We start from the raw sequence: 13,124 nt of genomic DNA on the forward strand, positions 1-13,124 counted from the left end.
CTCCCCCTCAACTCCTTCCATGGCATATAGTACCATAATTTCGTGGAGAGAACCGCAGCGTGTCATCTTTTTGGTTGATAGATTTCCAACGGCAGCGCCAGCAGGTGCAGTACTCGCTGTTGCAGCGGCGACAGCGGCGTCATGCTGGAAGGATCGTGATGGAAGTTGGGGGCGAAGGTCATATCACGAAAAGCATCGAGCAGGCGCTCGCCGGTGATCCGCGATGCACTTCGTCCGTTGTCCTGGTTGGCGGAGAGGGTAAACACGCCTTCCTCGATCAAGCGGCGGCGCGCGATGGCTTCGAGCGAGGCAAGCGTGCGCAACCCCAGTGAGAGCAGGCGTATCAGCCCGGTTTCCAGTTCTGGCGAATGCACGTCGTGCGGCGCCAGCGAGATCGGACGCCCGTGCAGGCGCTCGAAACCTGATGCGGCAGGCAGGGTCAGTGAGAGCATGTGATCCCTGGCAGGTTCCGGCGGGGTGATATTGGAACCGAATACCTGCCACCCCAGGCTGTGCACCGCCCGACTCAGCGCATCGGTATTGACCGACACGTTCATACGCACATCGCGCTCAACGCGCACGCCGGTTGGTCGCCCTCGATACCGGCGCACCATACGCTCCTCGATCTGCTCATCGAAGTCCAGGTGCAGAAGCCCATGCACCTGATAACTGTCGAGAATGGCATGGGCAGCTTCGCGCAGAGCTTCGATGGTACGGGGACGACGCTTGCCGCGTTTGCGCTCGCCAAGCGCCAGCAATGCCGCCTGTGCGCGTGTCAGGCGTGCGCGCAACGCTTCCTCCGAGATACGTGCATGGTTTGGTGAACGGATGGCGATCCGTCGCTCGTTCCAGACAATGGGGCTGCCGTTGAGATTGACGCGCATCGGGGTCAACCATTCGACGCCATCGCTGGAAGAAGAGGCAAGCGGATCATGATCGTCCGCTGGCAAGCGGCATGCTGGTCGAGCGCCATCAAGCGGGGCATCCGGAGCAGACAGCGAATCCGGCAGCAGGCAGAGATACTCGTGGTTGTGCTGATGGATCGCGCCGCGGAATTCAACTGCTGTGAGTGCGTCGCCGGTGAACCGGTATCGTCGTGGCGGCAGGTTCTGACTTATCCGTTCCACGAGATCGTAGAACGACGCAGGGTGCGTGCACTCTTGTGAGAAGGAGTACAGCACGAGCGGCATATTCAGCGGGTCGAGCATTGCCAGCGCCATTGGTTGCCGTGACATCCTGGCGCGCCAGAGATGGGGCTGATTAACCAGGAACAAGCCGTTCGGCGAGATGTGCCACACCCGACCTTCATAGATGCGCACATGAATCTGCTCAATTTCCGACATCCATGTCTCGAGGACATAGCGATTGAGATCGTGCTCAATCGCCTGCCACTGATGATCGCGGCTGAGTCCGATCAGGAGATCGTGAAGCCGATCAATATCGACATCAATGGGAGTAACCTCACTGCCAATGCACCAATGAAGCGTCCCCAGGCGGCTCGATACCCACTGTTGAATCGTACTGGCTTTATGATCGCCGCACGACAGGATGTGGGTCAACCAGACGACAGCAGTCCAGCCGGAGGTGAGGTTGCCCCAGTAGGCGCGGATAGGAATATGCCGGTCGAGGATATGCGGAATGCCCATACGTCGCATGTGGGCAATGAGGAGCGGAATGTCGTCACTGTGCTCGACAGTGAGCGTCAGCATCTCTGGACGTTCATGCGTGTGAAGCATGGGCATCGACCTGTCTCTCAAGACTGGATTTCATGATGCGGCGTGGCATCCCGCTGATGATAGTATCAATACAGGATGACCGTCCCTTTTCAATTTCTTCTGTGAACGTGAACGTTTGTTAAGACCACATTACGGTGTATAATTGGCGGTATGCCAGACTATCCGCCACCGCCACAACTCTACACGCTGCCCGGCGGCTTGCGTGTGCTGATCGAGGCGTTGCCATATGCGCACTCGGTATCGGTCGGTTGCTTCGTAAGCGTCGGCGCTGGTCATGAAGCGCGCCATGAGAGCGGCATTGCGCACTTTATCGAGCATATGCTCTTCAAAGGCACACAGCGCCGACCATCGCCCAAGTTGATCGCCGATGCCATCGAGGGTGTCGGCGGCACGCTGGATGCCTATACCAGTTTCGAGTCGACGGTCTACTACGCCAAAGTCGCCGATATCTATTTCGACCGCGCGATAGATGTGCTCGCGGATATGCTGATCGCTCCGCGCTTCGATCCGCTCGACATCGAAAAAGAGCGGCGCGTGATCGCCGAGGAACTGCATCAGACCGAAGACACGCCTTCGGAACTGGTGCATCTGGTTCTTGATGCTGCTATGTGGGGCGACCAGCCGCTGGGACGCGACATCGCCGGCAGTGAAGAGACAATCGCGGCGTTCCGTGCCGAACAGATCGTTTCGTTCTGGCGGGCGCATTACACTAAACGGAATATAGTCATTTCGATCGCCGGGCATGTCGATGTGCAGCGTGCACTCGATGCGGTGGCGGTCGCCTTCGACGCGCTGCCGGAAGGCTCGCCGGCAATGTTGCTGCCCAGCCAACCGCCGCGCCCTGGTCCGGCGGTAACGTTGCGCAGCGACGACAATGAGCAGGGCAATTTCTGCATCGGTTTCCGCGGCATATCCCACAACGACCCGGATCGTCGCGCGTTGCTGGTCTTCGATACGGTGATCGGCGGCGGCGCATCTTCCCGCCTGTTCCAGGAGATCCGCGAAGAGCGAGGGTTGGCGTACAACATTGGCAGTTACAGCCGCGAATACCACGATACGGGGAAGTGGGTCATCTTCGGCAGTGTGGAACCGCAGTGTGTAGATGAGTGCATTGCGACGGTGATGACAGAATTGCGCCGCGCGCGAGTCGAAGGGATCACTGCTGAAGAACTGGCGCAGGTGAAGGAGCAGGTCAAAGGGGGCATTCTCCTTTCGCTGGAGGATACCTGGGCGATTGCGTCGCGCAACGGGTCGCATCAACTGCGCTATGGGCGCGTTATTCCCATTGAACAGGTTGTTGCCGAGGTTGAAGCCGTATCGCGTGACGATGTGCTGCGCGTTGCCCAACGGGTGCTGCGTGACGACCATCTGCACCTGGCAGTCATTGGTCCGTATGATGATACCGCCAATCTTGAGCGCCTGCTCACCGTGGAGCATTCTCCGTGAACCGCGCTACCGCTCATCCGTTTTCCATGCATGTGTCGCATGTGCTACAATAGATACGGAATCGAGAGTCGGCAACGAGCCGCCGCTGGAGCGATCCTCCAGAGGAACTTCCCGACTCCCCGCCCGCCGCAAGGCGGAACGTCGCCCCGCGAAACAGCAAGCGGGGGCGCGCAGGGGGTAACGCCTGCGCGACGCAAGACGGCAACAGAGAGCAGACCCGCCGATGGCTCCTTCGCGAGCTCAGGTAAGGGGTGAAAGGGTGCGGTAAGAGCGCACCGGCGTCGGCAGCGATGCCGGCGGCCAGGCGACTGCGCCGACGATGGGGAGCAAGGTGTGTGGGGCGGGCTTATCGTGTGGGAGCGACGCACGTCGCGTGATCACCACCGCGCTCGCTCACATCGCAGCCGCGACGGTGAAGGCGGGCAACACCCGCCAGGCCAGGAGCGGCCCGCGCAGTGCGCGGAGAGAGATGGCGGCGAACAACAGAATCGGGGGTACAGTTGCCGACTCGCCGAACGGGCGGGAGCAGAGCGCTTCCGCCTGTTTTTGTTGCAGCCGCCTTCCTGCTGTTTGACGCCATTCATCAATCGCGCTACGATAGTGTCACGTCGTCGAAATCGTTGGAGCCGTTGTGCACCTGTTCCTTCGCAGTATCCCGCAGTGGTTCGAGCGCAGGTTGATCGGCGCCTTTCCGGAGAATGTCCGCGCCAATATTCGCATCGAACTGCTGGCTTCGTTCTGGTATGGCCTCTTCTTTGCCGCCAGTCTGACATTCTTTCCGGTTATTCTGCGTCGTTTGGGCGCCACTCCCTTCGAACTGGCGCTGTACGTCGTCTTCAGTTATATCGCTCAGACCCTGTCGCCGCTCAGTCTCATGCTGCTGCGTCGTGTGGCGCCGATCCGCTTCTCGGTGATCGCCTGGTCATTCGGGCGCGGCGTGCTCGTTTTTGGGGCGCTGTCGAGCAACACGTCCTGGTTGCTGGCGCTTGCCGCACTGTTCTGGATCGCCGAGGCACTGCCATCACCAGCATATGCGCGCATCATGCAGCAGATCTACCCGCCGCGCCACCGTGGACGCGCGATGTCAACCGTGCGGATCGGCGTCGCAATCGTGGTGCTGATCGCAACGCCGATTGCGGGTTGGGCGCTTGATCAGGCGGGACATCCGCCCCTCTTTGCGCTGGCAGCAATCTTTGGCGTTGTTTCGAGCCTGATCTTCTCGCGCGTTCGTCCGATCGACGGCGCTGCGGAACCGGAGAGTCCGCCAGCGCTTCGTGCATTGCTGCCGATCGTGCGCCACGACCGCCGTTTTGCGCTCTACCTGCTGGTTCTGACGATCTATGGGTTTGGCGCTGTGATGGCGCTCCCGCTCTACCCGGTGGTGCAGGTGACGAAACTCCAACTCTCGTACACAACCATCGGCTATCTGAATCTGGTGCAATCGCTCTGCTGGCTGGCAGGATTCTTCGTGTGGGGGCGTCTGCTCGACCGGTACGGACCGTTGTGGGTGTTGCGCCTCAGTATTCTCATGGCAGCCTTTGTGCCGCTAACCTACATCTGGGCTGGTCATGCCTGGATGTTGCTGCCCGCATTCATCTGCCAGGGTCTGATGCAGGGCGGTTTCGAATTGGGGATCACCACCGGCGCTATCGACCTGGCAAAACGGGGGCATGTGATGGAGTATACTGCGCTTCAAACGGCCACGATCGGAGTGCGTGGCATGCTGGCGCCGCTCATGGGGGCGGCGCTCCTCGGCGTGGGAGCATCCGAAACGCTGGTGTTGGGTCTTGCGGTTGGGTTGGTGGCAGGTTCGTGGGTTCTGCTCGGCGCGGTGCGATTGCCACAGCATCCGTCATAGCAAACTCGATGGATCAGGATGCATTCTTGCCAGAGCGTCCCATGAATGTTCCTGGCGTGCTGGAACGGTGCGCGTCCTCGCCACTGCCTGGGTGCGCAGGCGTCTCGCCTGCATGCAGTGCCGTGACCCTTGACGGGAACAAGGGCATGGCGTCCCTGGCTGTCCAGCGAGGGCAGGACGCCCTCGCTCTGAGGCACACAGCGTGGAAGGTGAACAAACAGCGGTGGAGCGTTTGTTCTGCCAGAATAGAATGCGCTACGGTCCCAGACGAATGAAGATCGGCGCGTCGCTGACGTTGAAACCGATCAGTCCATCCCCATCGTGATCCGAGCAATCGACTGTCAGCGGCGTCGGACGCTCCGGGTGCGAAATGCAAATCGCCCGTGCGCCGGGTTGCACCACAAGACCCCACCCGACTTCGTCAGGGGCGCGGGGTCGCCAGAAGAGATGGAGTGTGCCCCATCGTGTGCGGCAAAGCGTAATGTCTGCACCATGCCGTCCCGATCGAACCGCACATCGGTAAGCGGCGGACCGGTGTATACCGCGTCGCGCAGCAGGAGCGCGGCATTGCGGTAGGCATAGAATGCCGGTCGCGGTGTCACGCCGCTACTGCTGAGATCCGCCAGATGACTGTTCTGAAAACCCCTTCCCTGTTCCAGCAGCGTATACCAGAGAATGCCGCGCATGTTCATTGCAATTGCCAGGGCATAGATGCGGGCGGCATAGTTTGCCTGCATTTGCAGGTACATTTCTGGGCAGGGTTGACCTTCAGGGCATACCTCAGCAACCTCGATGGCGGCGAGCGGCATGTGTTGGAGACCATAGGTTGCCAGCGCACGCCGGAGACTCTGTGCCTTCAAGGTCATCCGCTCTGCGCTCCCCCAATACGTGTAGCCGGTGAAACCGATCATGTCGCACGCCAGCCCGCTGCCCTCGATCATGCCGCGCAAAAACCCGATGGTTTGCCGGTCATCGGGCCAGAAGTGCGCGAAATTCCCGCCAATAATTTGCGCCGATGGATTGACCGACCGGATGGCGTCGGCGAACACGCGCAGCGCAGCGCCATACGCATCGCCGCCGTACCATGGCGCCTGACCGGTATTCCAGCAACCGCTCCCGTTATTGTCGCTGATTGCCGGGGTGAAATCCGGCTCATTCCAGAATTGCCAGTATCGCACATTCAGATCACCGCTCCGGTAACGCGTTGCGGCAGCAGTAGCAAAGCGCGCCAGATCAGCGTAGGCTTCAGGCGCTACGGAGCTGCACGTTCGCCCAGGGAGACGACGCGCCCACTGCGGCGCGATCTGCACCAGGACAATCGGCTCGATGCCAGCAGCGCGCAGACGGCGGATATTTGCCTCCAGCGCCGCTGCCGCTTCCCAGGAATAAACGCCGCGTGTCGGCTCGATTGTCGCCCAGACCAGATCACCGGCGCGCGCCCAGCTCGCCGGGAGCGCCGGTAACAACGGCTCCGCATGTGCGCCGCGGTTCGTCCGCAGGTCATACCCAATCAGAACGCGGGTGTCAGGCACGCTTACCAGCGGGAGATATATCGTCGATGTGGCCGCACCAGACCCGGCGGAAGACGATGGTATCAGCGCCAGGAGAGTCGAGATGAGGATGAGAAGGATTGATCGCATGAACACGCTAACAGGTTTGTACGCTCAGAACTATCACAATCATCATACCCCATCTCCCGGCAATGCAGTGGCTTCCGTTCGTTACACATGCGTGACGATGACACGATAGTACGACCGTTGATGTGATATAATCGCTCTGCCGATGAGAGGTGTGAAGGAGCCGATAGTAACCGTGATCCCGACTGCACGTCATCGGATTGAGCGTCTGTATCATGACCGGGTTGCGACACGTGAGCGGAGCGACTTTTATGCATGGGGGGCGCTCGATGCCGCAGATGCTTTCGCATATTCGTTGATTGAACGACCGCAAGGCAGCGTCCTTCTGGACCTCGGGTGCGGCAGAGGAGCGCATACCTTGCATTTTGCGCGATCCGGCGCTTATGTTGTCGCCATCGATCTGTCAGGGGGTATGACCAGTGTGACACAGCGGCGCGCTGTCGCAGCCGGTCTTGGCGATCGCGTGGCAGTTCAGCAGATGAGCGCCGAGTCGCTGGGATTCGCCGATGCGACCTTCGACTATGTGTTTGGTCACTCGGTGCTCCACCATACCGATCTGGCAGTGACACGGCGGGAGGTGCAGCGCATCCTCAAGCCGGGCGGGCGCGCCGTTTTCCTGGAACCGCTGAGTCACAATCCGCTGCTCAACCTGTTCCGGCGTTTGACGCCGTGGCGACGAACGCCAACCGAGAAACCGCTCAGTATGGCGGACCTGCGTTTTTTTGCCGAACCTTTCGCCAGCGCATCGCATCGAGAGTTTTATCTGCTGGCGCTGGCTGCGTTCGTTTTTGCGCCTGTCGGCAGTCGCGCGCTGTTTCGACGCGCGCTGCATCTGCTCAATGCCGTTGATCAGCGCATCTTTCGCCTCGCGCCTGCACTGCGCCGTTACGCATGGGTGACGGTATGCGAGGTGCGGCGATGAACATCCTCTTTGTTGCACCACGCTTCCCCGATCCGCTCATCCAGGGCGACCGGCTGCGCGCGCGTCAGTTCCTGCGCGTTCTGCGCCGCTGGCACGAGATCACCCTCGTCACACCCGCGACGCCAGAGCTGCCAGACGCTGCCACCATCGCCGACATGTGTGACCGGTGGGTTCCAGTGCATGAACCGCGCTGGCGGGCGCTGTGGCGCGTCGCGTCGCATAGTATTGAGACGCTGCCATTGCAGACAGCGCTGTTCAGTTCGCCAGCGTTGATCCGCACCGTGCGCGACCTGGCGCATCACCAATCATTCGACTTACTCTACCTGCATACCGCACGGGTAGCGCCGGTGGTCGACGCCGTCCCGGATCTACCGAAAGCAATCGACTTTATCGACGCGCTGTCGCTGAATATGTATCGCCGCGCCCGCTGTCAGGGCGGTATCACGCACTGGTTGTTCGATATTGAAGCGCGCCGGATGGCAGAATGCGAGCAGTACCTTTCCGAAATATGCGATGTACAGTTCGTCTCGGCAGTTCGTGATCGCGCATTCTTAGGACCGAACGTTCGAGTTGTCAACAGTGGGGTTGACGTGGCCCAGTTTCCTTATGTAGAACAGGGACGTCTCAACGATCTCATTGTCTTGACTGGCCGCATGGGATACTTCCCCAATGCGGACGCCGCAGTTTCGTTTGCTTCAAACGTCTTGCCCCTGGTCCGGCACGAGGTGCCAACGGCACGCCTGCAGATCGTTGGCGCCGATCCGCCGCAGCGCGTACGAGCACTGGCGCGTTTGCCGGGTGTTGAGGTGACTGGCCACGTGCCTCGTATCCAGGACTATCTGCAACGCGCGACAATCGCAGTGGCGCCGTTACGCAGTGGCTCAGGCTTTCAGACTAAAGTAGCTGAAGCAATGGCAAGCGGTACTCCAGTTGTGGCGACGCCGCACATACTGGATTCGCTTGATGTTCGTCATGACGAGCATGTGCTTCTGGCGCACGATGATGCTGAAATGGCAGCGCAAATCGTGCGCCTGCTGCGCGATGCTGCGCTGCGCCGCCGGTTGGCGCGGGCAGCACGCGCGCTGGTTGAACAGCGTTATACCTGGGAACGCTCGGCCGCAGCGATCAATGCACATCTCGTTGCGGTCGTTCAGCAAGGCAAAAAGATATCATGAGTCGTCGCAGCGTTCTCAACCATCCAACACAGCCGTGTGAGATGTCATTCCATCTGCGCTTGGAGATTTCCGAGCGTCGGTTGTTGCTGCGCGTTGGTGATCTGGCGTTGACCATGCTCGCCGTCTTCGGAGCGTTGTGGTTCTGGGCGCGTCTGGCGGATCGTGCGCTCAATGTCGCTCTGATCCAATCGCAGTTCAGTTGGTTGGCGCTGATCGGCATTGGCTGGCCCCTCTGGCTGATGCTCGCAGATATGTACAATCTGCGTCTGGTCGCACGCATCGGTCCGAGCGTGCGCCGGATTCTGCTTGGCGGTCTGGCGCTGCTGTTCGCGTATCTGGCGCTGTTCTTCGTACTGTCACGTGCGCCGGTCACCGGGATGCTTGCGTCGATTGAAATTGGCACGCCGCAACTGCGCCTGGCGCCTGCGCTTGCGATTGTGCTGCTGGTCGCGTCGATGGCGATCTGGCGTCTGGCATACATTCGTGTGCTGGGCGCACCGCACGCGCGACGTCGGTTGCTGATCCTGGGAACGGGTCAGGCAGGTTCGGCGCTGTCGCATGTTATTCTGAAGGGGCACACCCCATACTACGAGATTGTCGGGTTTGTCGATGATGCCCCCCTTCCATCCTGTGACTGCATCGGCAGCGTGCCGGTGCTTGGCGGCGTTGACCGCCTCGGCGATGTCGTCTGGGATCAGCGTGTCGATGAGATTGTGATTGCCAGCAGCGATGTCAGCGGCGAACTGCTCCAGTTCTTGATCGACTGCTATGAACACGGAGTTGCTATTACGCCGATGCCGCTGCTGTACGAACGGTTGACCGGGAAGATTGCAGTGGAACACGCTGGCAATCAGTGGCATGTGGCGCTGCCGTTGCAATCACGTCCGACACGGACTGCCGAGGCGGTGTTGAAACGCATGCTCGATCTGGTCGGCGGTCTGGTTCTGTTTGGGTTGCTGCTTGTTCTGCTGCCATTCATTGCGCTTGCGATTCGTCTTGACACGCCCGGTCCCATCCTGTACCGGCAGCAGCGTGTTGGCTGGCGAGGACGAATCTTTACAGCGCTCAAGTTTCGCTCGATGGTTCAGGATGCCGAACCGGACGGCGAGGCGCAGTGGGCATCGAAGGACGACTCGCGTGTGACGCGCGTTGGGCGCTGGTTACGGCGCACCCGCCTTGATGAACTACCGCAGGCGTTGAATGTTCTGCGTGGCGAGATGAGTCTGGTCGGACCACGTCCCGAACGACCGGAGTTTGTCGAGCAGTTGCAGCGCGTTATTCCGTTCTACCGCGCGCGACTGGCGATCAAACCGGGGCTGACAGGGTGGGCGCAGATCAACTATGGCTATGGCAATAGCATTGAAGCATCGCTTGCCAAACTCCAGTACGACCTTTACTATCTGAAGCATCAGTCGTTCTGGTTCGATCTGCTCATTCTGGCGCGAACGGTCTACGTTGTGCTGTTGATGAAAGGTCAATAGCATTGCAAGAGAGCCAGAGTACCGCTCAGGAGCGCGCACAACGCACTGACCGGTTGTGTAATCAGCGCTTCGGCGCTTCATGACTTCTCACAATGACCATGGAACGAGTTTTTTTAGGAGCGTCGCGGCTCTCCTTTTTCTGCTATGAAGTCTTCATCAATAGTAAACATTGCTCATTCACACACAGAGGCGCGTTTCCGGGTTGCGTCGGTGCAGCACATCGCACTGGCAACGCTTCTGGCAGTCATCGTATTCGGCGCGGGTCTGGCATGTGCGCCCCATTCGTTGTACTTTGATGCAGCAGACTCAGTGGCGTCAAGGCATCTGGTCAAGTTTAGCGCTGCCGAGTCGAACGAGCGCGAACGGTACCGCTGGTCGGAACGAGGCGCCATTGTGCTCCTGTTTGGTCTTACCCGGCATCCTCTGATTATCGATCTGCGTATGACCTCACCGCGTCCGCCGAATGCTGCGCCTGCCGAGACGCGCCTGGGGCTCGGATCCTGGCGCAGCAACGCTTTTGTTGTCGAAGGAGACTGGCGGCGCTATCGGGTGCTGCTCCCGCCGCGTCCCGGCGCCCCTGATCTGCGTCTCGATATGCGCGCCTTCCGTCCGGCGAAAGCGCGCGATACACGAGAGTTAGGCGCAGCATTCACCCGTGTGGCAGTGCACCCGGTCGATGGTCTTCCGGCGCCGGGCCTGGCAATTGCGACGCTTGGCGGAATCCGCACTGTCGTGCTGCTGTTGTTGCCAATTGCAACATTCGTGGTTATGTCGCAATTGGCAGGCAGAGTGCTACCATGGTTTGCCGCCGCCGCCGTTGCCGGTCTTGTCGCTGTCGGAGCTGCGCGTCCGGTCGATGCCGTCGCGCTCCTGCCCGACCTGTGGCTTATTCCGGTCGGAACCGCAGTGGGTGCAGGTATCTTCTGGGGAATACAGTCGCATCTGTCGCCGGGGCTGGCAGTTTTGCGGCAATTTCTGGCTTCGGATAGAGCACGGCTTGCGTGCGTGCTGGTCGTCGCCAGTGTGCAGGGGATCGTCTTTCTGACGCTGGTTCCACCCTGGCACCATGATGATGAACCGTCGCACTTTGAGTATGTCTGGTTGATGGCATTCCGCCCATCCTGGCCTGCGGTAAGGACGCCCGATCCGGAAATTGCCCAGATCGGCGGTACAGGGAGCGCACTGTCGCATTTTCCGACGTATTATCTCATAGTGGGTCTGCCACTGCGATTCACCAGCGGATTGACGGTTATCGAACAACTCTACGTGGCCCGCAGCGTATCGCTGGTTATGTTCGTGGTTACAGTCGCCATTCTTGGCGGCATTGCGCGCACGCTCTTCCACGAAGGGCATCACATGCGCTGGTTGATGCCACTCACGGCGGCGCTCATTCCTCCCTTCGCCAATATTATGACGGCAGTGAACAACGATGTTGGCGCGATTCTGGGATTTTCGCTCTTTCTGTGGAGCGTAGTCCGGATCATTATGCTGGGATGGAGCACTCGACGTGCGGCATGGGTCGTCAGCGCTGCTCTGATTGCTGCAGCGATGAAGAACGTCGCGGTGGCGGCGATCTTCATTGCCCCGCTTGTTCTGGTCATTGCGGTTGGTCTGCACCGCCGGTGGCGCTGGAAACCTCTCATTGCGGCACTGGTCGGAGCAGGCGCAGTCATCCTCGGGAGCATACTCGCGTGGGGCGATCCTGCCGGGTGGTATCGCTACGGCGCAGTATCTATCGATGGCGCAGCGCGTGCGGTTGTTTCCGATTCCGATACGCCACACGGACAACAGGCGTTTCGACTTACATCCAGCATCTCTCTATATGACGATTTTTCCGGGCTGGCGACTCCCATCGCTTCCGCTGATGTACCTCTGATTGCCGGTCGGACGATCACGATTGGCGCGTGGGTCTGGGCGTCACACCCGGTCACGATCGCCGGACCGGGAGTTCTCTACAATGAAGGGGCTCGTCCTGCAGTAGTGATGACCCCAGTTATCGAGGCGAGTACGACGCCACGTTTTGTTGCATGGACATTCGAAGCGCCGGAAGCCTTAAGCTCGTTGCAGGTTTTCATTCCGGCGCCACCGCCCGCTGCCGAATCTCCTGTTACCCTGTTTGTCGATGGCGTTGTGGCAGTACAGGGTTCGTTCTCCGCCGATACTCCGCCAATTTTCGACCGTTCAGCAACCAGCGGTTTCTGGGAGGGTCGTCCATTCGCCAACCTTGTGCGCAATGGCTCGGCAGAACAGGCGTGGCCGTATGTCCGTCCAGAAGTCGATAGCGCTGCCCGATATCTTGTCCGAATTTCTCTATCACGAATCGCCGCATCGATGTTCGATATCGAGCGTACAGTTCCCCTCATTCTTTTTGATCGCGTGCCTGACATTATTTTTCGCTCTTTTGCTTCGCTTGGATGGGGAAGATTGATGCTGACAGGCGATATCTGGCTTTTAGCGCTGAACTTTGTCTTTCTGATAACAGTTGCAGGATGCATCCGTCTGGCTGTGACTCACAACGACCGTTCATCTCGACGTATTGCTATCGTGGTGTTTTTGGTCATCGGTTTGTTGATGTGGATGAACGCAGTGTTACGTACGATGCATGCGCCGTCTGTCCAACCACCCCCTTTACCACGCTACGGCTTTCCTGCCGTCGGATCACTGACGCTGGTTCTCGCAGGCGGGTGGCTGGCATGGTGGCCTCCGCAGCGCCGCACGATCGGCATTGTGACGCTGGTGCTTAGCCTGGTTATGCTGAACGCGCTGGCATACTCAACGATATGGTGGCTTCGCGTAGTGTATAATGCATATGCGAGTTCAGGATAAAGAGAGGATCTCCAAACGAGAGGAAACCGTCGTTGTAGCAGTT

At 59.7% G+C, this 13,124-nt stretch carries 9 protein-coding genes; 6 read left to right on the top strand and 3 right to left on the bottom strand.

All coding sequences use genetic code 11. The features are described 5' to 3' along the window. Positions 1-62: 62 nt before the first annotated feature. Positions 63-1,736, bottom strand: coding sequence for a hypothetical protein (locus ROSERS_RS02055; protein ID WP_011955184.1), 1,674 nt, complete (start codon positions 1,734-1,736; stop codon positions 63-65). Between the two features lie 150 nt (positions 1,737-1,886). On the opposite strand from ROSERS_RS02055, the gene ROSERS_RS02060 reads away from it, so the two are divergent. Continuing rightward, positions 1,887-3,182: a M16 family metallopeptidase gene (locus tag ROSERS_RS02060; RefSeq protein WP_011955185.1), complete on the top strand. Its 1,296-nt coding sequence runs from the start codon at positions 1,887-1,889 to the stop codon at positions 3,180-3,182. A gap of 240 nt (positions 3,183-3,422) precedes the next feature. On the opposite strand, the gene ROSERS_RS25715 is transcribed toward ROSERS_RS02060, so the two are convergent. Then, positions 3,423-3,563, bottom strand: coding sequence for a hypothetical protein (locus ROSERS_RS25715; RefSeq protein ID WP_157040929.1), 141 nt, complete (start codon positions 3,561-3,563; stop codon positions 3,423-3,425). A gap of 250 nt (positions 3,564-3,813) precedes the next feature. On the opposite strand from ROSERS_RS25715, the gene ROSERS_RS02065 reads away from it, so the two are divergent. Then, positions 3,814-5,040, top strand: coding sequence for an MFS transporter (locus tag ROSERS_RS02065; RefSeq protein ID WP_011955186.1), 1,227 nt, complete (start codon positions 3,814-3,816; stop codon positions 5,038-5,040). 341 nt (positions 5,041-5,381) lie between these two features. On the opposite strand, the gene ROSERS_RS02070 is transcribed toward ROSERS_RS02065, so the two are convergent. Continuing rightward, positions 5,382-6,680, bottom strand: a complete 1,299-nt coding sequence (locus ROSERS_RS02070) for a hypothetical protein (RefSeq protein ID WP_011955187.1) — start codon at positions 6,678-6,680, stop codon at positions 5,382-5,384. A gap of 172 nt (positions 6,681-6,852) precedes the next feature. Between ROSERS_RS02070 and ROSERS_RS02075 the strand changes: the two genes are divergently transcribed. From ROSERS_RS02075 to ROSERS_RS02090, 4 genes are all read left to right on the top strand, one after another. Continuing rightward, on the top strand, positions 6,853-7,599 hold the full coding sequence (locus ROSERS_RS02075) for a class I SAM-dependent methyltransferase (protein ID WP_011955188.1): 747 nt from the start codon (positions 6,853-6,855) through the stop codon (positions 7,597-7,599). Further along, positions 7,596-8,774, top strand: a complete 1,179-nt coding sequence (locus ROSERS_RS02080; RefSeq protein ID WP_041332773.1) for a glycosyltransferase family 4 protein — start codon at positions 7,596-7,598, stop codon at positions 8,772-8,774. The genes ROSERS_RS02075 and ROSERS_RS02080 overlap by 4 nt, the downstream gene beginning before the upstream one ends. Then, positions 8,771-10,255 carry a sugar transferase gene (locus ROSERS_RS02085; protein ID WP_011955190.1) on the top strand — a complete coding sequence of 495 codons (1,485 nt, stop codon included), beginning with the start codon at positions 8,771-8,773 and terminating at the stop codon, positions 10,253-10,255. The genes ROSERS_RS02080 and ROSERS_RS02085 overlap by 4 nt, the downstream gene beginning before the upstream one ends. A gap of 210 nt (positions 10,256-10,465) precedes the next feature. Then, positions 10,466-13,081, top strand: coding sequence for a hypothetical protein (locus tag ROSERS_RS02090; RefSeq protein WP_157040930.1), 2,616 nt, complete (start codon positions 10,466-10,468; stop codon positions 13,079-13,081). Positions 13,082-13,124 lie beyond the last annotated feature (43 nt).

The organism is Roseiflexus sp. RS-1 (assembly GCF_000016665.1).
Taxonomy (GTDB): domain Bacteria; phylum Chloroflexota; class Chloroflexia; order Chloroflexales; family Roseiflexaceae; genus Roseiflexus.